Annotated in this window: 14 protein-coding genes; 9 read left to right on the top strand and 5 right to left on the bottom strand. The window is 46.9% G+C overall.

The features are described from left to right. Positions 1-172: 172 nt before the first annotated feature. From DVG78_RS02745 to DVG78_RS02725, 5 genes are all read right to left on the bottom strand, one after another. Complete coding sequence (locus tag DVG78_RS02745; protein WP_114459516.1) at positions 173-1,225, bottom strand: 2-oxoacid:ferredoxin oxidoreductase subunit beta; 1,053 nt, start codon at positions 1,223-1,225, stop codon at positions 173-175. A 118-nt stretch (positions 1,226-1,343) separates the two neighbouring features. Continuing rightward, positions 1,344-2,453 (bottom strand): Fic family protein, encoded by a 1,110-nt coding sequence (locus tag DVG78_RS02740; RefSeq protein ID WP_114459515.1) that lies wholly within the window; start codon positions 2,451-2,453, stop codon positions 1,344-1,346. Between the two features lie 231 nt (positions 2,454-2,684). Continuing rightward, positions 2,685-3,368, bottom strand: coding sequence for a homing endonuclease associated repeat-containing protein (locus DVG78_RS02735; RefSeq protein ID WP_114459514.1), 684 nt, complete (start codon positions 3,366-3,368; stop codon positions 2,685-2,687). A 191-nt stretch (positions 3,369-3,559) separates the two neighbouring features. After that, a complete protein-coding gene (locus tag DVG78_RS02730) occupies positions 3,560-5,389 on the bottom strand; it encodes a 2-oxoacid:acceptor oxidoreductase subunit alpha (RefSeq protein WP_114459513.1) in 1,830 nt (609 codons plus the stop codon). A gap of 80 nt (positions 5,390-5,469) precedes the next feature. Further along, a complete protein-coding gene (locus DVG78_RS02725) occupies positions 5,470-7,266 on the bottom strand; it encodes an FAD-dependent oxidoreductase (RefSeq protein WP_114459512.1) in 1,797 nt (598 codons plus the stop codon). A 396-nt stretch (positions 7,267-7,662) separates the two neighbouring features. Here DVG78_RS02725 and DVG78_RS30495 point away from each other — a divergent pair, with 396 nt between their 5' ends. From DVG78_RS30495 to DVG78_RS02680, 9 genes are all read left to right on the top strand, one after another. Continuing rightward, positions 7,663-9,171, top strand: a complete 1,509-nt coding sequence (locus DVG78_RS30495) for a family 16 glycosylhydrolase (RefSeq protein ID WP_114459511.1) — start codon at positions 7,663-7,665, stop codon at positions 9,169-9,171. Positions 9,172-9,222: 51 nt separating this feature from the next. After that, entirely contained in the window at positions 9,223-10,332 is a 1,110-nt protein-coding gene (locus DVG78_RS02715) for a glycoside hydrolase family 88/105 protein (protein WP_114459510.1), read from the top strand. 153 nt (positions 10,333-10,485) lie between these two features. Continuing rightward, complete coding sequence (locus tag DVG78_RS02710) at positions 10,486-11,079, top strand: RNA polymerase sigma factor (protein ID WP_114459509.1); 594 nt, start codon at positions 10,486-10,488, stop codon at positions 11,077-11,079. A 78-nt stretch (positions 11,080-11,157) separates the two neighbouring features. Beyond that, on the top strand, positions 11,158-12,261 hold the full coding sequence (locus tag DVG78_RS02705; protein ID WP_114459508.1) for a FecR family protein: 1,104 nt from the start codon (positions 11,158-11,160) through the stop codon (positions 12,259-12,261). Between the two features lie 188 nt (positions 12,262-12,449). Next, positions 12,450-15,851: a SusC/RagA family TonB-linked outer membrane protein gene (locus DVG78_RS02700; protein WP_114459507.1), complete on the top strand. Its 3,402-nt coding sequence runs from the start codon at positions 12,450-12,452 to the stop codon at positions 15,849-15,851. 19 nt (positions 15,852-15,870) lie between these two features. Next, complete coding sequence (locus DVG78_RS02695) at positions 15,871-17,583, top strand: RagB/SusD family nutrient uptake outer membrane protein (RefSeq protein WP_114459506.1); 1,713 nt, start codon at positions 15,871-15,873, stop codon at positions 17,581-17,583. Between the two features lie 72 nt (positions 17,584-17,655). Next, positions 17,656-20,142 carry a hypothetical protein gene (locus DVG78_RS02690; protein ID WP_114459505.1) on the top strand — a complete coding sequence of 829 codons (2,487 nt, stop codon included), beginning with the start codon at positions 17,656-17,658 and terminating at the stop codon, positions 20,140-20,142. A gap of 275 nt (positions 20,143-20,417) precedes the next feature. Then, positions 20,418-21,029: an RNA polymerase sigma factor gene (locus DVG78_RS02685; protein ID WP_114459504.1), complete on the top strand. Its 612-nt coding sequence runs from the start codon at positions 20,418-20,420 to the stop codon at positions 21,027-21,029. Between the two features lie 23 nt (positions 21,030-21,052). Beyond that, entirely contained in the window at positions 21,053-22,147 is a 1,095-nt protein-coding gene (locus DVG78_RS02680; RefSeq protein ID WP_114459503.1) for a FecR family protein, read from the top strand. Positions 22,148-22,281: the final 134 nt, after the last annotated feature.

The following is a 22,281-nucleotide window of genomic DNA, read 5'->3' as shown; positions in this document are numbered from 1 at the left end:
CCGAGCACGAGGGTTGCTCACAACCCAACGCAAAGCGCTTCAAACACTCCAAAATTTATGCTCAAACGCTTAAAAGCTGACAAGTTACTTCAAATCTGGAAATCATATTGCCCTAAAAACAAAAACCGCGTAAGGACTCACCCCACGCGGTTTGACTATTGAATGCCAGAAATTATCTAAACTCGTCGTTAATCATGGCCAATACTCCCGCTCCCGGACACAAATCCTCTTCTTTTAGACTGTTCAGCGGACGCTTATCTGACTTGATGATTTCGTGTAAATCCTTGCTGTCGGGGTCGACGTACACCAATCCCGTCAGGATTTCACCTTCGGCTTTGGCTTGTTGCAAACGACTCATCGCCGCCTGACGGTCGCGCGGATCCCAGCCGTCGGCGAGCTTGTGCAACTGCACCGACGAACCGTCGTGGAGTTCGACGTCTACCGAACTTCCGCTGTCGTACGAGACGGTAATCTCTTCTTTTTCAGGGACGTACCCAATTTCGGCCAACGCCTCAATGTGATCGCGCACGTAATCGTACGACTTGGTAGAACCCACGTTGTTATTGAAAGTCACGCAAGGAGAAAGCACGTCAATGAGCGCAAAGCCATTGTGTGAAAGCGCCGCTTTGATGAGCGGTACGAGCTGGGTTTTGTCGCCCGAAAAGCTGCGCGCCACGAACGTAGCACCCAACTCCAGCGCCATACCCACCAAATCAATGCCTTCAAACGGATTGACGGAACCGCTTTTGCTGACCGAGCCCGCATCGGCTGTGGCCGAATCTTGTCCCTTGGTCAGACCGTAGCAACCGTTGTTCATTACGATGTACAACATGTTGAGGTTACGACGGATGGCGTGCACAAACTGCCCCATCCCAATCGAAGCCGTGTCGCCGTCGCCCGATACACCGAGGTAAATCAGGTCGCGGTTGGCCATGTTGGCCCCCGTAGCCACCGACGGCATCCGCCCGTGGACGGAGTTGAACCCGTGCGAGTTGTTGAGGAAATAGTTTGGTGTTTTGGACGAACACCCGATGCCCGACAGTTTGGCCACGCGGTGCGGTTCAATCGACATCTCGTAGCACGCCTGCACGATGGAGCCACTGATGGAATCATGCCCACAGCCCGCGCAAAGCGTCGAAATCACCCCTTCATAATCTGTTTTAGTGAAGCCTACCGCGTTTTTGGGCAGGTCGGGGTGACGAAATTTTGGTTTTATATACGTCATTACCGTTAAATGTGTTTACTCGTTTAAAAAGTTTTCAATTTCAGTTCGTAAAATCGGAATATACTGTATTACAATTCCACTTTACTTTTAGGCTCGAAGCCTATTGATAGGGTGCGCGCTACTGCGGTGATTTTAGTTCATAATTTGTACTTCTTCCTCCTGCAGCCTCTTTTTGCAACACTTCCTTATTTATTAAATCATTAATATCCCTAATTGCCGTATCTTTTGAGCATTTTGCCATCTTAGCCCATTTCATTGAGGTCAGCTTGCCTTCAAATCCATCCAATAATTTGTTTAAAATCTTCTTTTGTCTTTCATTAATAATGGTTTTTGAATGCGTGTTCCAAAAATCAGCTTTAAACATTACTCGTATCAAAAGGTTATCGGTGGCTTTTAAAGCATTGATCAGGCAGCTTAAAAACCATTTTATCCACTCGGTTATGTCAAGGTCTCCTTTTTGCGTCCTTTCAAGATTTTCGTAGTATTCTTTTCTTTCTAACCTAATTTGAGCGGACATACTATAAAATCTTTGCGTGCTTTTATCCGATTGAGCTAACAACATATCGGTCAGGGCTCTGGTAATTCGACCATTTCCATCTTGAAATGGATGAATTGTTACAAACCAAAGGTGAGCAATTGCCGCTTTTATCACTAAATCAATTTTATTTTCTTCATTAAACCATTCTAAAAATCGGCTCATTTCTATCTCAATCAAATCAGCATCCGGGGCTTGAAAATGAACTTTCTCTCTTCCCGCCGCACCAGATACAACTTGCATTTTGCCCAGGGTATCTTTCCGCCAATCAGCAACCGTTATTTTGAATATTCCACTTCTTCCGGTTGGGAATAATCCTGCGTGCCAATCAAAAAGTCGCTCTTTCGTTAACGGTTTGAAACAATTATGGGTGGCATCAATCATCATATCAACCATTCCGTCAACATATCTATCTGACGTTATTGTACCAGCCAAATTCATCCCCAATCTTTGGGCAATTGAAGAACGAACTTGCTCGGGATTCAACAGTTCTCCTTCAATTTCTGCCGATTTCAATACGTCCGAAGTCAAGGTTTCAAGTAAGGCTTCATCACGTAATTCAAAACCCAGAGATTCCATTTTACCAATTAATCGACCTTGTAGATTTCTCGCTTCACTCAGCAGCGTAATTAAGTCATCACTATGCCAAGTAAAATGTGGCCAATTATATTGTTGATGTATGAACAAACTCATTCGTCTTATAATTTGCAACGAATATACCCCTTAATCGTTGCAAACCAAAGTTATCGTTGCATTTTTTGCGTTGAATAAGCCGATTATTCGTTGCTCGGTCCTGCTTGCACGTAAAGTTTCTCCGCATCAAACAGGGTAATTTACTCTATACTATGCGCCTGTTTCATCTTATTTTAGGCTTGAAGCCTGTTAATAGTTGTCACTCGCGAGACGCGAGCGACTGCGAGAAGGTTATTTGACGTCATATTCTAAATTCCCTTTTGCAAGATTATGAGCCTCACAAAGTACTTGTAGATTATCTAATAATGTTTCACCTCCTTTTGACCAAGGTTGAATATGATCAAAATGAATATTATCACCGGTTACTGTAATGCCACATAATCTACACTTATTTCCATCTCTCATTAAAACTTGCACTTTCAACCTCTCACTTGGTTGTCTTTTGGTTATATGCTTAAAAACAATTTCAGTATTCGGTTTTTTCTCAAAAATATATGCTTCATTTTCAACTTTTTGCTCGCCATCAATATTAATATATTCAACAAAAGCTTCAAGTGCTTTTAACCAAGAACCAAACCGTTTCTCATATGGTCTTGTTGAGTATTTAGAAAGTGGTCGTTTTAATTCTTTATACAGCGGTTGTCGTCCAAGGTGCAGCCAAACTTTTTCTATATTTTCAAATAGGTCTAAATCTGAAATATCCCGTTGAACTTTTATTTGTAACTCTGCTTTTTCTAAAGCTTTACTCCAGTTTCCAAATCGTTTTTGATAGGTCCCAAAACTATATTTTCCATTCTCCTCGTACTCAAGTGTTGTAATTTTCTCTTTACCAAGTTTTAATGCAACCTTTTTGAGATCGTCCAGCAATTCTTGCTCAGATATATTTCTATTGTATGTCTTTAGTTCAAATTTCATTGCCAAACTATCTGTTATCTTGTGATTGCCAATAACGGTTCAAATATTGGAGTTTCAGAAAAAATCAGACAACGCCAAGCCAATCTATTACAGAAGTGAAATTAAATTTAGCTATTCATAGGATTAGAAATCCCTAATTAGTATTGTTCCGGACGCTGGCCGCTGCCAATTTAAATTCGCAACAGACTACGCTACAACTTTATCGCTTCCAAATGCTTGGCAATTCCGTTACGAATCGCATCGGCCGTAATGGGCATTCCGTCGTAGTTTAAGACTTTGATTAGTTTCTTTGGGTTGATTTCCAATTCATTAATCAACAGTGTACGGAACTGCGCGTCGCGGTTTTGCTCAATCACAAATACTTGGTCGTGGGCTTCGATAAACGCCTCCACGGAAGCATGGAACGGAAAGGCCGTGGCGCGCATGGCGTCCAACGTAATCCCTTCTTCTTGTTTCAACAAATCGAGCGCTTCCAAGGCCGCGTAGGTCGTGGTACCGAAGAAAATCATGCCGATGTTGCTTTCGTTTTGGGCCTGATAAAACTCCGGCAACGGTAGGATTTCCTTGGCCGTATCCCATTTCTTAGACAAACGATCCAGCACCTGCGCATTTTTCACGCCGTCTTCGGTGTAGCGCGCATATTCGTCGTGGGAAGTTCCCCGAGTAAAAAATGAGCCCTTGGTGGGGTGCGTGGCCGGGAGCGTCCGGTACGGAATGCCGTCGCCGTCCACGTCCAAGTAACGGCCAAACTGATTGCCCATGGCGCTCAAAGCGTCCAAATCTTCGGCGGTATACACTTTACCCCGGTCGTAGCGACGGGCATCATCCCACTTTAGGGGCGCGGATAAGTGTTCATTCATGCCCAAATCAAGGTCGGTCATGACAATGATGGGCGTTTGGAGGCGTTCGGCCAAGTCGAAGGCATCAGCCATAAAGTCAAAACATTCGGACGGATTGCTCGGAATCAACAGTACGTGTTTGGTATCTCCGTGCGAAGCATAGGCCGCCAACAGCAAATCCGATTGCTGCGTCCGCGTGGGCATCCCCGTAGAAGGCCCGCCGCGCTGCACATCCACCAATACGGCGGGGATTTCGGCAAAATACGCCAGTCCCAAAAACTCATTCATCAGCGAAAGCCCCGGACCGCTGGTAGCCGTAAAGGCCCGGGCGCCGTTCCAGTTGGCTCCCAACACCATACCAAAGGCCGCCAATTCGTCTTCGGCCTGCACGATTGCCACTTTTTTAAGGCCCGTTTCGGGGTCAACGCGCAAACGATTAGAATACTTAGCAAATGCCTCTACCAACGACGTAGAGGGCGTAATGGGATACCAACCCGCTACCGTAGCTCCCGCGTACACGGCCCCGATTCCGCAAGCGGTATTGCCGTCGATGACGATGGCATCACCCACCAAGTCGCGACGCTCCACGCGCAGTCCCAACGGATGCTCGTAGTTTTCTTTGATGTAGGTTACACCCGCCATCATGGCCTGCACGTTGGGCTCAATGAGTTTGGGCTTTTTCTTGAATTCATCGGCAATGATGCCTTTCACCACCTCCAACTCAATGTCCAACAGGGCCGCCAAAGCGCCCACGTAAATCATATTTTTGAACAACTGCCGCTGACGAGCGTCAGAGTAGAGCCGCATACAAATCCCAATCATCGGAATACCGATGTAATTGACGTCTTCGCGGATAAAATCTTTGTGCAGGTTTTTGGTATTGTCGTACAAAAAATACCCGCCCGGTTTTACCGAAACTACGTCTTGTTTCATGCTTTGCGGGTTGACACACAGCATGATATCTACTCCTTCGCGGCGGCCCAAATAGCCCTTTTCGCTAACTCTCACTTCATACCATGTTGGTAATCCCTGAATATTGGAAGGAAAAATATTTTTGGCGGTCATAGGGACGCCCATTCGAAAAATGGACATCGCAAACATATTATTGGCACTGGCCGAACCCGTCCCGTTGACGTTGGCAAACCGTACTACTAAGTCGTTAATTGTGGCTTGTTGTTGCATTGATTGTAAGGTTGAACCTCTCCCCCTACCCCCAATAAGGGGAATTGAACCCTCTCCTAAAAGGAGAGGGCAGGGTGAGGTTAAATAGTTTCTAAAACACTCGTTTGACAGCCTGCTTTGGTTACTGAATACAAATATTTCTGCATATCCCACGCTGACGTAGGGCAACGCTCGGCGCACAAGCCGCAGTGAAGACACACATCTTCATCTTTGACCATCACTCGACCCGTTTTGAGCGTATCTGAAACGTACAAATCTTGGGATAAATTATCGGCGGGAACCAGAAGCCGCGAACGCAAATCTTCTTCTTCGCCATTGACGGTGAACGTGATACACGACGTGGGACACACATCCATGCAGGCATCACATTCAATACATTTATTTTCGGTAAATACCGTTTGAACATCACAGTTGAGGCAACGCTGGGCTTCTTTAAAACCCGTGTCGGGGCTAAAGCCCAATTCCACTTCTTTTTTACGGTCTTTCAGGGTCAACGCTTTGTCGGCGTGCGGCACCTTAAAACGCTCATCGTCGGAGACGGGGCTATCGTAAATCCACTCGTGAATCCCCATTTTCTGACTGATCAGATTGGTATACGGAGATGGACGGTCATGGACAGATTTTTCACTGCAAAACAAATCAATCGAAACCGCCGCCGAATGTCCCTGCGCTACGGCCGTGATGACGTTTTTGGGGCCCATGGCCGAGTCGCCACCGAAGAATACGTTTGGAATTGAGGATTGGAAGGTTTTTTCATCCAATACCGGCAAGCCCCATTCGTTAAACTGCAAGCCCAAATCGCGTTCAATCCACGGAAATGAGTTTTCTTGTCCGATGGCCACCAACACATCATCGGCTTCGATAAATACATCAGGCTCACCCGTTGAGACGAGTTTGCGGCGGCCGTTTTCGTATTTTGCCTCCACTTTCTCAAACATCATTCCTTTGAGTTGGCCTTCTTCCACCACAAACGATTTCGGAACGTGACATTCGAGAATCGGAATATCTTCGTGCAACGCATCCTCGATTTCCCATGGCGATGCTTTCATTTCTTTGAACGGACTGCGCACCACCACTTTTACTTCTTCTCCCCCCAAGCGGCGAGAGGTGCGACAGCAATCCATGGCCGTGTTTCCACCACCTAAAACGATTACTTTTTTGCCGATTTTGGCCGTATGCTCAAACGCCACACTCGCCAACCACTCAATCCCGATATGGACGTGGGCTTTGGCATCCCAACGGCCCGGCAAGTCGGCCAAATCTTTTCCTTTGGGCGCGCCAGTACCCACAAATACGGCATCATACCCTTGGTCCAAAACATCCCGAAGGCTGTTTACGCGGGTATTGAAATGCGTATGGATGCCCAAATCAAGCACAAAACCTACTTCTTCGTTCAACACGCTATCGGGCAAACGAAACGAGGGAATTTGACTGCGCATCATCCCTCCACCCATTGGTTGGTCATCATACAGATGGACTTCATAGCCCAACGGAGCCAAGTCACGGGCCACCGTCAGCGAAGCGGGACCACCACCGATGAGGGCAATTTTTTTACCGTTTGGTATAAAAGGGCCTTGGGGCATAAAGCTCGTTACATCCCCTTTGTTATCAGCCGCAACGCGTTTAAGGCGACAAATCGCCACCGGCTCTTCTTCCACGCGCCCGCGTCGGCAGGCGGGTTCACAAGGGCGGTCGCAGGTACGACCCAAAACACCAGGAAAAACATTGGATTCCCAGTTGACCATGTAGGCCTCGGTGTAGCGTTCGGCCGCAATGAGCCGAATGTACTCGGGTACAGGTGTATGCGCCGGACACGCGTATTGACAGTCCACAACCTTGTGGAAATATTCCGGGTTTTTAATGTCAGTCGGTTTCAAGGAGATACGTTTTGAATAATCAATGTACGCAAGTTAATCAACAATAAACAAAAGTTAAAGAAGATACATAAACGTTTTTGGAGGGAGGAAGGCAAACGATTTGATGGGTATTTTCATTAGTTAATTGTGCTTAATTTGCTATTTTTTGGCAATTACTGTATTTTGTTTGGTATATCAAAGTCCATGTTATCCAAATATTACTTGAAGGTTACGTGATTTTTTCAATGGTATTTTACGGAATTTCAAAACTGTAGGCTACATGAGAAGAAAATGACAAATTTTGCCTTTGTAAAGTAATAGCCCGTAAAAACGAAGTACTGCTTCGTACACCATTTTTAAAACACGCTGTATTCCTTTACAGAAGGCAATCATCTTTTGAACCAATAAACCATACGAATGAACAAGCACGCAATTTCCTTATTTTTAGCATTTTGGGCACTCTCTTTTTCTTATTTTTCTAAGGCCCAATCCTTTCATAACAACAAAATCGTGGCCCACCGAGGAGCTTGGAAAAACACGGGAGCCCCCCAAAACTCCATTGCATCGTTGGAGAATGCCATCAAACTGGGTTGTGTCGGCTCAGAATTTGACGTTAGAATGACCAAAGATGAAGTGTTGGTCATCAATCATGACGCACATTACGAAGGAATGGACATCGAAAAAACCGATTATGCCGAACTTATCAAAAAACCCTTGAAAAACGGTGAGCAGCTTCCGACGCTGGAAGAATACCTGAAAGCGGGTAAAAAACAAACCAAAACCATGCTCGTGACCGAAATCAAACCCTCGCCCGCGGGCAAAGAGCGCGCCATGATTTTGGCCGAAAAAGTGGTCAAAACCGTTGAAAAGTTAAAGGCCCAAAAATGGGTAGTGTACATCAGTTTTGACTACGACATCCTGAAGAAAGTACGGGAATTAGACAAAAACGCCAAGCTGCAATACCTCAACGGAAATATCTCAGCGGCTCAACTTCAAGCCGACAACATCGGTGGGCTAGATTATCACTTCAGCGTTTTGCAAAAAGACGAACAATGGATTGCCAACGCCAAAAAACTAGGCGTTGCCACCAACGCCTGGACCGTCAATGACACCTTGGTAATGGATTATTTTTTGGTGCGGGATATTGACTACTTAACGACCGACGAGCCCGAAAAAGCCTTGGTACGGGGTGCACGTTTTGCCAAAGAAAAACGCAAATTGGTCTGGAGTGACGAATTTAATTATACAGGGTTGCCCGATGCGTCCAAATGGGGTTATGAAGTCGGCGGAAAAGGTTGGGGAAACAATGAGTTGGAATATTACACCAACGCCGATACTTCTAATGCGCTCGTTAAAAACGGCGTTCTTTCCATCACGGCCCGCAAAAACAAATTTGAAAACCGAGACTATACTTCTGCCCGACTCCTAACCAAAGGAAAAGCCGAATGGACTTACGGTCGCATCGAAGTACGGGCAAAATTGCCCAAAGGGCGCGGCACATGGCCTGCCATCTGGATGTTGGGCAGCAACATCGAAACCGCCGGTTGGCCAAAATGTGGTGAAATCGACATCATGGAGCACGTCGGCTATGACCCCGATACGCTCGTGGGCACCATCCACACCCAAGCCTACAACCACGTGAAGGGAACCCAAAAATCAAAGAAGATTTTCATTAAAAATCCCTACACCGAATTTCACGTTTACGCCATTGATTGGACGCCCGAGAAAATGGATTTTCTGTTGGATGGCAACGTCTATTTGAGTATTCCCAACGAACACAAAACCGTCAATGAATGGCCCTTTGATAAGCCCGAGTACTTGTTGCTCAATGTAGCCGTGGGCGGCAATTGGGGCGGTGCAAAGGGCATTGACGAAAGCGTTTTCCCCGCCAAGATGGAAGTAGATTATGTACGAGTGTTTCAATAATCAAAAACGCTCATCCCTCCAAAAACTGAAACGACCTTTAATTAACACAAAATGAATCGAATCCTGCTGAGCGCCGTTGCCGTCCTCCTTACCATTTCCTTTCAAGCTTGTAAAACATTCAAAGGGAGTGAGAAATCCACCATTGAGCAAGCCATGGTCAGGGCCATGCAGTGGCAGGAAGCCAACCCGATTTTCGCGAAAGCACCCACCGACTGGACAAACGGGGCTTATTATGCGGGCGTGATGCGCGCCCACAAATCGACGCGAAATCCTGCATTTTTGACCACTCTGGTTGAAATGGGCAAACGTAACCAATGGAAAACCTACGACCGGTATTTCCACGCCGACGATGTGGCCATTTCCCAATCTTATTTGTACCTGAACTCCATCGGCAACAAAGACGTAAACCTTGTCCCTACCGAAAAGTGGATTCATGAGCACCTCTTTGAGCCGCAGGATTGGAAAGTGAGCAAAGGAAATGCCGAACAAAGAATATTATGGTGGTGGTGCGATGCCTTGTTTATGGCCCCACCCGTGCTTACCCGGTACGCCATCCTGAAAAATGACCAAAAATACCTCGACGAAATGCACCGCTATTATATGGAAACGTATGAGCTGCTCTTTGACAAAGAAGAAAAACTGTTTGCCCGAGATACCCGTTTTGTGATAACAGGTGCCGCTACGGACAAACGGGAAACCAACGGAAACAAAATTTTCTGGTCACGAGGCAACGGATGGGTATTGGGTGGATTGGCCTTGATTTTGGAAGATATGCCCAAGAACTACAAACACCGGGAATTTTACGAAAACCTCTTCAAAACGATGGCGGCGCGGGTCAAAGAACTTCAGCCAAGCGACGGCCTTTGGCGCACGAGTTTACTGTCGCCAGAGTCCTTTGCCCACGGTGAAGCGAGCGGCAGCGGGTTCTTTACTTTTGGGTTGGCGTGGGGCATCAATAATGGGTTGTTGGAAGCAAAAACCTACCAACCCGCCGTCGAAAAATCGTGGAAAGCCCTGAAAGAATGTCAACAGGAAAGCGGGAAAATCGGTTGGGTACAAAACATCGGTTATGACCCAAAACCCGCTGACAAAGACAGTTGGCAGAATTTCGGCACGGGTGCTTTCCTGATGGCGGGCAGCGAAATGCTAAAACTGAAATAAGCGTTTATCGGTATCAGAAAACCCAGTCGCTTTACGACGTTTTCTGATACCGATGAGGTCGCGTTCTGTCAATGAAACAATATAAAATCTTCACAAAGTTTAATTTTTTCCTAATTTTGTTGAATTTTATCTAAAATTCAACCCGTATTTGTAGTGATAAACTCCTCACTCACCGACGAAATCCTCTGGCAGCGCCTCAAAATAGGCGATGAATTGGCTTTCTCTGCCCTGTTTGAGCGGTACTATCGTTCATTAATCAACTACGGAAATTCGTTGAGTTCTTACCCCGAACGGGTGCAAGATTGCGTTCAGGATGTGTTTGTAAACCTTTGGCTTTATCGCAACACGCTGAGCGACAACGTGGTGGTCAAGGCCTACCTTCTCTCAAGCGTCAGGAAGCGCATAGCACGGCTACACGAGCGTGATACTATTTTTCGACAAACCGCGCCCTTGGATGCTGTGCAATTTTCGTTGGATTTTTCCATCGAAGACCAACTGATTGCCGACGAAGAAACCTCGGCCCAGGTTTCGCAACTCAACCGCCTGATAAACGCCTTGCCTCCCCGGCAAAAAGAAGCGCTTTATCTGCGTTATCATCAAGGACTAACGATTGAGCAAATCGGCGAAATGCTCGACATCAATCACCAGTCGGTTTCCAATCTTCTGCACCGTTGTATCCAACACCTCCGCAAAGAATGGAAGGGTGATTTAACGCTCCTTTTTGTGCTCTTTTCGAGAATACTTTAAATTTTTCAAAAAAAAGTACCACGTTAGTGAGTATCGGCCCCAAAGCCTGTCCTCTCTGCATATGAAACACTATTTCAGATGCAGCAGCGCAACCATTATAAAAAGATTGAAGATTTTTTGGCCGATGAATCGTTCCAAAAATGGGTTAGGGAAGGGAAAGAACGTGAAAATTGGGAAGAATGGACGGTAGAAAACCCCCAACGGGCCAAACTTGTGGCCGAAGCTCGGTTGTGGGTATTGGCCACCCGAGTGCCTGAACCAACCTTTTCTTCGGCCGAAATCAGTGCTGCATTACAGGCATCTCGTGACAAAATAAAATCCATTGAAAAAGAACCTACCGTGCATTCGATTCCGCTTTGGCGTCGTGCTGGGTGGCGTAGTATCGCGGCGGTTTTGGTGCTGGGACTTGCGTTAGGATGGTTGTTTAAGCGCCAAACATTGACGCAGGATACACTTACTTACACCGCACTCATCAACCAAGATACCCAAGGACTGATTGAACAGGCCAACAACACCCATAAGCCACAGTTGATTACCCTTTCTGATGGTAGCTCGGTACTGCTTCAGCCCAAAAGCAAGCTCAGCTATCCAAAAAGCTTTGAAGGCGACGAACGCAAAGTGTATTTGTCGGGCGAAGGCTTTTTTGAAATCAGCAAAAATCCGAAGAAACCCTTTTTCGTTTTTGCCAATGAGATTGTCACCAAGGTTATCGGGACGAGTTTTAGGGTGAAAGCCTACACCGACCAACCCAGCGTAGAAGTGGTGGTCAGGACGGGAAAAGTAAACGTCAGCTCCAACCAAGCCATCACGCAGTTGAACAACGAAACGGTGCAGTTGTTGCCCAATCAGGGAGTCCGGTTTGCACGGAAAAAGCTTATTTTCGAAAAAATAACGGATTTAACCCGCGAAAAGCCTGATGCACAATCAGTTACTACCATCGAACAACTGAGTTTTGAATTTTCGGACGTACCCGTTGCCCAAATCCTGAAAACCATTGAACAGGCGTATTTGGTGGAGATTGACTATCCGCAGGAGAAATTGAAAGACTGCTATCTTACGACTTCCCTCAGCGACCAACCTCTGCCCGAAAAACTCAAGATTATTTGTGAGAGTTTGGGCAACACGACCCGTTATGAAATGAACGGCAACCGAATCACTATTTTATCAGAAGGATGTAACTAACCCCGACATTTGCTGCCTATGACCTAAAAATACCCCTGCTTGCCCACAAAAAAGCGTCGAAATGCTGCTACATTTTCGACGCCCGAGCTTCCCCTAACGTGTTCCGTTGACATGCCCTCTGCTAAGGGCACGGGGAGGATTTTGCCAATACCTCCGTAAAAAGTATTAACTAAAAACAAGTCAAAAGTATGAAAAAAACATTGACCAACAAACGATTACTATATCGAATTGTGCAAACGTCACTCCTACAACTCACCTTGGCCATCGTGTTTTCGAGCATTGCAATGGCCACCCCAGTAAAGGGTCAAAGTATGCTTGACCGAAAGGTAAGTGTGAATGTTTCGGATATAGCTTTGGAAAAAGTACTGCTCCAACTCGAAAAGGAGGCACAGGTGAAATTTTCCTTCAATTCGAGAGCCTTACAACTCGACCGTCCGGTAAGCATCAATGCCACCAACGAACCATTGTCGAGCGTGCTCACTCGCCTACTAAAACCCCTAAAAATCAAACATATACAGGTCAGCAATCGCATTGTTTTACGAAAAGAAAACGCCTCTACGACAGGACTTTGGGAAAATGAACCGCCCACAAAATCGTTGGAATATCAACAGACCGAATCAATCGTGACGGGAACTGTAACCGACGAAAATGGGCAGGGATTGCCGGGCGTCAGCGTGCTCATCAAAGGCACCCAACGCGGTACAACCACCGACGCCGTCGGAAAGTACAAACTGGCGCTGTCGGACAATAATGAGGTACTGGTTTTTTCATTTGTGGGCTACCTTTCCCAAGAAATAAAAATCGGCAGCCAAACTACGCTCAATGTCTCTCTAAAACTAGACACCAAAGCCCTCGAAGAAGTGGTGGTCGTTGGGTACGGCGTTCAACGAAAAAAAGACCTGACCGGAGCGGTGTCGACCATCAACAGCGAGATGTTTAAGGAGCGCAAAGAAACCCAAGTGGCACAAGCCCTCCAAGGGGCTATGTCGGGCGTGACGGTGACCCGCAACGGCGCCAACGGTGCCATGGGAGGCGCAACCATAAGAATAAGAGGAGTTACTACGATCGGCGATTCAAACCCATTGGTCATCGTGGATGGCGTCCCCGTGAGCGATGTTAACCAAGTCAACCCCAACGACATTGAAAACCTGTCGGTGTTGAAGGATGCGGCTTCGGCCTCTATTTATGGTTCACGGGCCGCTTCCGGCGTAATTTTGATTACGACCAAACGCGCCAAGACCGATCAGGCATCCATTCAGTACAGCTACGAAAATGGATTTGACACGCCCACGCAGTTGCCCGATTATATGCGTGCGCAGCGTTATATGGAACTGGTCAACGAACTCCGCTGGAACGATGCGGGCAACGGTGCCAACCGCTTTCCCACTTTTAGCCAAGATTTATTGACGGATTATAACCAAAAACACCTTTCTGACCCCGACAGATACCCCGATACGGATTGGATGGCTTTGACTTTGAACAAAATCGCTCCCAGAGAAGCCCACAGTATCAGTGTCATTGGCGGGTCTAAATTTGTTAAGTCCAATGCCTCAGTACGTTATGAGAAAGTAGGCGGTTTTTATGACAACAAAAATTACAATCGGATTTTTGTTCGGTCAAACAACGATTTTACCATCAATAAACTGATTGGCGGAACGGTCGATTTTAACTTCAAAAGAACCAATGCCTTAGACCCTACGGCCAGTGACCCGTTGTACCGTACCCGGATTTCTTCACCTATTTATCCCGCAATCTGGGCCGATGGCCGCATTGCCGACGGAAAAGCGGGCGAAAACGTGTATGCCAAGGTTAAATACGGCGGCACCGATCGCAACACTTACAATCAAGTCGGGGGGCGGTTGGCGCTTGACCTCAAACCCATTGAAGGCTTGAAACTATCGGGAATCATCGCGCCGATATTTGACTTTAATAACCAAAAACGATTCAACAAAAAGGTAGATATTTACGCTGCCAACGACCCCAACCAATACGTCGTATCGTTGATTGGTGGCGGTCTTACCACGCGCTTAGATGAAAACCGTACCACCAATTACAGCATCACCACGCAGCTTTTGGCCAACTACCTCAAAACCATTGGAAATCACGATTTTACGGCATTGGCAGGCTACGAAAATTACTACTTCAAAGGTGAGTCAATGGGCGCTTCTCGTGACCAGTACCTTTTTGATACGTACCCTTATCTGAACCAAGGCCCAGCCGCCTTCCGAGACAATTTCGGGACGGCTTTTGAAACCGCCTACCGCTCTTATTTCGGACGTCTGACGTATAGCTACAAAGACAAATATTTGATTCAGGCCAATGTCCGCCGCGATGGCTCTTCACGATTCAATGCTAACTACCGTTGGGGAACGTTTCCTTCAGTATCGGCGGGTTGGGTGATTAGCGAAGAAGATTTTTTCAAAAGACAGAACCTGGTTTCCTTCCTCAAACTACGGGCTTCGTGGGGTACGCTCGGCAATGAGCGCATCGGAAATTACCCGTCGGTCGGAATCATGAATTTTAGTAATGCCTTATTTTATCAAAACAACCTCGTAACAGCGCAACAAACCGCCGCCCAAGTGCAGTATGCCATTCAGGATATTTCTTGGGAAAAAACAGCTTCTACCGACTTGGGACTTGACGCCTATTTCTTAAAAAACCGCCTACGCCTCACCGCCGATGTGTATTACAAAGAAACCAAAGACATGCTGCTGGCGCTCCAGATTCCGATTTTTGTTGGCTTCGAAAACCCCAACCAAAACACAGGTGTGATGACCACAAAAGGCATTGACCTTGACTTGGGCTGGACCGACAACATCGGTAAGTTGAGGTATTCGGCCTCACTTAATCTCTCTCAATTCCAGTCGGTTATGGGCGATTTGGGCGGTACGGAGTTTATCGGTGACCGAATCAAAAGAAAAGGCAGTCAGTTTGACGAATGGTACGGCTACCGCTCAGAAGGAATTTACCAAACCCAAGAAGATGTCAACAACTCTCCCAAACTCAATACCAACGTAAAAGTGGGCGACATGAAATACACCGACATCAGCGGCCCCAACGGCGTGCCCGACGGGAGAATCTCCCCCGAATACGACCGCGTACTGCTCGGCAGCTCGCAGCCCCAATGGATGTATGGCGGCAACTTCAAGTTGGATTACAACGGTTTTGATTTAGGCGTTACTTTTCAGGGCATTGGTTATCAGAACACATCGCTGCTTTCGTATACCGACTACAACGCCGAAAACTGGGGCGTATTTCCAGTCTATATGGACGGAAGCACTTGGAGTATGAACAATACGGCTGATCAAAATTTGGCCGCCAAATACCCCCGATTTACCGAAACCAACAAAGGGCTGAACCGCGCATTATCCGATTTTTGGTTGTTTAATGGCGGGTATTTTCGTCTAAAAAACATCACGTTGGGCTACACGATTCCCCAGAATATTTCTCGGAAAATCATGTCAAACAACATCCGTTTTTACATCAATGCCACCGATGTTTTCTCGCTCAACAAATATCCTAAAGGCTGGGACCCCGAAGGAATGGGCATTGTTTCGACGGTTTTGGGAGGTTTTACGATTGGTTTTTAATATAATTCTCTGACTCACAATGAAAAATAAGATATACAGCGCAGTCCTAAGCTTACTACTGTTGGCTTCCTGCCAAAATTCACTGGACCTCTATCCACTTGCTGAACCGTCGGCCGAAAAGTGGTATTCCAACGAAACCGAGATTCAGTTGGCACTCAACGACCTCTATCGCATTGATTTTTGGCCATGGGATGAAGACGGAATGAGCATCAATTATCTTTCTGATGATGGCTTTTATCGCCAAACCCTTACACCCATCAAATCGGGGACGGTGACGAGTCAGTGGGCGTTTTCGACCACCCTTTGGCGCAATTCTTACAAGGCCATTGCGCGTGCCAACAGAGCCATTGTGGCCCTAAACAGCGCGGAGACAAAGGCCAAAGTAAACCAAGCTAAATTGGATATTTACTTGGCCGAGGCGCGTTTTCATCGCGCATCACAATATGCCAGGCTGGTCAATAAATTTGGCGATGTAGTTTACAGCGACGATGTTATCAGCATCGAAGATGCGTACACCAAAGGCCGTACCGACAAAAAAACGGTCATCACAAAAATCTACGAAGATTTCGATTTTGCCATTGCCAACTTACCGACCAGTTATGCCGCGTCGGCCGTGAAGCGCGCCACCAAAGGCGTTGCCATGGCCTTAAAAGCACGCTTTGCCCTTTACGAAAAAGACTACAAAGTAGCCAGTGATGCCGCCAAAGCCTGCATGGACTTAAACCAGTACGCATTGCACTCCGACTACAGCAATTTGTTTTTGCAAAGCACCAAAAACGCAAAAGAGATTATCTTTTCGATTCCGCGTTCCTTAGAGTTGAAAGTGAGCACAGGCCCTACCTCCGACATTATTAGTCGTAATTCGGGAGGCTTTGCGGCCGCCAATCCTACCTGGGATTTGTTTTGCGCTTACCTCTGTACCGACGGGAAAACCATCGATAAGTCGCCCCTGTATGACCCCCGCAACCCCTTCAAAAATCGTGACCCGCGTTGCACCGCTACCATCGTTGAGTTTGGGCAGCCGCACTTAGGATTTATTTATGACCCGCACCCCAACGCCCTGCAAGTAACCCGTATCAGTACCAACACCAAAGTCACCAACAACGACAATCGCGCCAACGCGCAATTTGCGTCTTTCAATGGGTTGATTTGGAAAAAAGGCGTTGACGATTCGTGGCTGCTCAATGGTCGTTTGATTGAGCCTGAGCAGATTATCGTCCGTTATGCCGATGTGTTGTTGATGTATGCCGAAGCTAAGATTGAACAAAATCAAATTGACAAATCTGTACTCGACGCCATCAATTCCGTGCGGGCAAGGGCCTACAAAGCAGCACTTTCGGCCACCACTGCTTACCCCGCCATAACCACTACCAACCAAGCCGAGCTACGTCGTGAACTACGCCTAGAGCGCCGTATGGAATTGGCTTTTGAAGGGCTTCGCTACATGGACATTGTCCGTTGGGGCATTGCGGGCAAAGTGCTCAACCGCCCCATTTACGGGATGCTAGACCCCGTAGATTTGCGCACAAAAGTGGTGAATCAAAATCTCTGGTTTTTTGCGGGTACTCCCACCATTGATCAGGACGGTACGCCAGACTTTAGCGAAATGGCAAAAACGGGTCTCATCAAAAATCTAGTACCCACCGCTTGGAACGACCGCCAGTATTTGTGGCCAATCCCAACTTCGGAAATCCAAATCAATCCCAACATGAAGCAAAACGACGGGTATTAGGCTCATTATTTACAGTCAATATCCGTAGGTTAGAACTCAACATTTAACTAAATAAGGAATTCAAAGTTTACAATGAAGACATATAAAACCGCCTTTATTTGGGCAGGAATGGCAATGGGGCTAATGCTGATTTGCTCACCCACCCACGCCCAACCCAAGCCCTCCTACCCTCAATTTAGTGGGATTTACCCCCACCTCGCCTATTACAACAACGAAGGTGAGTGCGGAACTGGCGCTGTTGTGCCTTGGGCTGACCGCCTTTGGGTGATTACCTACGGCCCGCATTTGCCCTTTGGTTCATCGGATAAACTCTACGAAATCACGCCCAGCTTGCAGCGAACCATTCGGCCCGAAAGCACCGGGGGAACGCCCGCCAACCGCATGATTCATACCGAAAGCAATCAGTTGTTTATCGGCCCCTACGCCATCAACGCCCAACGCAACGTGCGCACCATTCCATATAAAGAAGCACCTGGTCGCTACACGGGATTGGCGCGGGGATTGACCGACCCGCAAAGCAAAATTCTGATTGCTACCATGGAGGAAGGATTTTACGAAATGGACGTAAACACCTTAAAAACCAAACTATTGTACCAAGACGGAAACGTCAAGGAAAAGAAAGGTGAGGATACCTCCAACAACCACAATGGACTACTGCTTCCCGGCGCACACGGCAAGGGCGTTTATTCTGGACAGGGAGTAATGGTCTATTCCAACAACGGCGAATCAGGCCCGCAGGCGCTGAAACAATTTGACATTGAAGCGGGCGTATTGGCCGAATGGAACGGCAAAGACTGGAAGGTGGTTCGTCGCAATCAGTTTGTGGAAGTAACGGGCCCGGGGGGCATTTATGGCAATAAAAACCCCGATACTGACCCAATTTGGGCTACGGGCTGGGACCACAAATCGGTTTTATTGGGCGTGCGTGATGGTGGGAAATGGTCTTTTTTCAGACTACCCAAAACCAGCCACAGCTACGACGGTGCCCACGGCTGGAACACCGAATGGCCCCGCATCCGCGACATCGGCACCACCGACAAACCCGATTATCTGATGACCATGCACGGAATGTTTTGGCGTTTCCCCCAAACATTTACGTCCAAAAACACCGCTGGTATTCGTCCGCGCTCGGCTTACTTAAAAGTCATTGGTGACTACGCTCGTTGGAACAATCAACTGGTTTTTGGTTGCGACGACTCCGCCCAAAAAGAGTTTTTGAACAAACGCAAAACCAAAGGAAACATCGAAGGCCCGGGGCAGTCGAATTCCAATCTTTGGTTCACTTCGTTCAATACACCTGACGAATTAGGGCCCAACACCGCGCAGGGAGCCGTTTGGCTTGCCGAAAAAATCGAGGCCAATGCCGTATCAGAACCTTTCTTATTTGCGGGATGGAACAAACGCATGGCTTGGATTCATAACGCAGGTAATCAGAGCGTTAGCTTTAGTTTTGAAACAGATACCGACGGAAAAGGCAATTGGAAATCGTTGCGTACGATCGAAGCGGGAGCAGGTCAGAGCGTTGCCGTGACTTTTAACGCCAATGAAACAGGGGAATGGATTCGGGTAAAGAGCAGCCATGCCACCACCGCAACCGTCAATTTTAACTACAGCGACGGCTCCCGTTTTCAGGTAACAGCCGACAAAATGTTTAACGGATTAACCAACATTCGTTCTGCAAATTACTCGGGAGGACTTATGTACGGTTTGGGTGAAAATCGCCGCGCGATGGGCCTTCTGGCGGGTCAATTCTCAAACGGAAAATTCACAGAAAACGGCTACTACGAATTGGACAGCGCCATGAATTTGGTCAAAAAAGAGGACGCAAAAACGGCACAGTTTATCCGCGACAAGTTTGCCATTCCGAAAGACGTAATTTCAGTTGATGAAGCCTCGGTACTTATCGTTGACGACAGTGGCAGAAGATGGCGTCTGCCCAAAGGCAATGACGCATTCACCAGCAAAACCAACAGCGCTTCGCTTCGCATTTGCCGAGAAGTAGCCACCGAGCGCGATTTGCTGAATGCCCACGGGACATTCTACGAACTGCCCGCCGAAAATGCCGACGGTTTTGCTAAAATCAGGCCCGTAGCTTCTCACTCGCTTAGCGTGCACGATTATGCATCGTACCGTGGCTTATTGGTCATGACAGGCCTCGACAACCAAACGGCTGCCAATGAGCACATTATCGCCTCAAACGACGGAAAAGCCAAAGTATGGGCAGGCACCATCGACGACCTTTGGAAATTAGGAAAACCCACCGGTCAGGGCGGCCCGTGGAAAAACAGTCAAGTAACCGCTCGCACTCCTTCAGATGCGTATTTGATTGGATTTTACGACAAAAAAAGCCTCAAACTTTCGCACAATGCAAATCAGGCAGTTACATTCAGCATTCAGGCAGAAGCCATCGGCCACGGCCCTTGGATGAACTTTAAACAAGTGACGGTAAAGCCCGGCGAAACTTTTGAGTACACTTTCCCTGATGCATTTCAAGCCCGGTGGGTACGTTTTACGGCCGATAAAAATTGCGAAGCTACCGCGTGGTTAACGTATCAATAGTTGAAGTTTTTGTAAAAAAGATAGGTAATGAACAGCATCAATCCCCGGCGGGCTTCCGTCGGGGATTTGTTTTTCTATGCTGTGGCCCGTGACTTACAACTGCCCACCATAGCAAATTGCTTCTTATTGGAGTTTTTTACATTTTTCTAAAAAAATATTTCAGAATGAAGGGTATTTTTTGGCAAACCTTGTACCTGTACTTATAACATATTTTATGATTTGTTTGAGAATAAATAGTAATATGACAAGCAGATAACGAAGCGTTTGCAAAAAATATGAAGAGAAGCTCCCAAAACAACACCGACGAAACAACCCTTTGGATTGCTTTCAAAAAGGGCGACGTGCGGGCTTTTGAGCAGTTGTACAACCGCTATTTTGAGGTATTGGCCAACTACGGCTATCGGTACTGCACTGATAAACAACAGCTCGAAGATGCCATTCAAGACGTTTTTGTGGATCTATGGCGACGCAGGCAACATCTGGCCGACGTGGAAAGCGTGAAATTCTACCTGTTTCGGGCTTTGCGCCATCAGGTAATCCGAAACACCCGAAACGACCTGCTCGAAACGTCCGAAGACATCAACGATTTCCTCGATTTTTTGGTAGCATTTTCTTCAGAACAACAATCCATTGAACAAGAAACCCAGACTACCCAAACGCAGGCCGTTGCCAAGGCCATTTCTCAGCTAAGCCAACGCCAGCAGGAAGCCATCAATCTGCGTTTTTATCACGGCATGAGCCTCGACCAAATGACTCAACTCATGAGCCTCAGCAAGCAGTCGGTCAGCAATCTACTTTTTAAGGCATACAGCGTGTTGCGCCTCACTATCAAAGGAATACACCCAATTTTGCTACTGTTTTTACAAATATCCCACCTTATTAATTAACCACCTTTTTAGTTTTCACTCACATGAACTATGACAATTTTCAACGCAACGATTTCCTGCACAACGACTCGTTTGTGCGGTGGGTATTGTTTCAGGAAGAAGACCCTTTTTGGCAGGCGTTTATGAAGAAACATCCTGCTAAAGCCGACGAAATAACACAGGCCCAACAACTGATTTTGGCCGTACAAAAGGCCGAAGGACAAATTACTCCTGCACTCAATCAAAAAGGAGTTTGGACCAATATCGCAGCCATCATTTCCGAAGGAGAAGAAATAAAAGCACCAACTGGATTGGTACGTCGCTTTTGGCAAACAACGGGTTTTAGGTGGGCAGCGGGTTTGGTCTTGTTGGCAGGAGCAGCGTGGCTTTGGACCACAAAGCAGCCCGACCACCAAGTCAGTTATCAAGATTTAATAGCCGTTGTCGAAGAAAAAAGCCCCCGTCAGGAAGTGACAAACAACGGCCAAACCACCAAAAAAATACGCCTCGAAGATGGTACAATGGTACATTTGGAAAAGGGAAGCCGTCTGAGTTTTCCCGTACATTTTGAAACCAAACGCCGCGAAGTTGTACTGAGCGGAGAAGCGTTTTTTGACGTAGCCGAAAATCCTGCCAAACCGTTTTATGTATATGCCAACGAATTGATTACCAAAGTATTGGGTACAAGTTTTAGGGTATCGGCCGTAGAAAATGGCAAGCAAGTAACGGTAAAAGTAAAAACGGGCAGGGTATCGGTATTTAAACAAAATCGCGTAGATATTGCCGACCCCGAAACCAAGGGATTGCTCTTGCTGCCCAATCAGCAGGCCGTTTTTAACCGAACAAACGAACTGTTAAACCGTAGTTTGGTGGAAGTACCTATACCCATTATAATGCAAAAACCTTTGATAAAAAGGCAATTTGATGAAGTGAAGGTAGCCGAAGTATTTGAAGAACTGGAAAAATTATTTGGCGTTGAAATCCGCTACAATGAAGACGCGCTTTCCGACTGTATTTTAACCACCACCATTAGCGATGATTCTCTTTACGACCAGCTCGAAGTGATTTGTAAGACCATCGGCGCTGCTTACAAAGAGATTGATGCCCAGATCATTATCGAATCAAAAGGATGTCGATGATGTAGATGCCTCGTTCCTCGGAACGGTGCGCCGCTGCGATGACAAAGAACTCTAAACCTGACAACTATGTAAACCCAAAATCCCTTAACCTCCAAAATCAAAAAAAGAGGAAAGATGCTGTCACATCTTTCCCT

This window comes from Runella aurantiaca, assembly GCF_003339505.1.
Taxonomy (GTDB): Bacteria; Bacteroidota; Bacteroidia; order Cytophagales; family Spirosomataceae; genus Runella; species Runella aurantiaca.
Note: the sequence above shows the minus strand (reverse complement) of the source record. Positions and strands in the feature narration are given on the sequence as shown.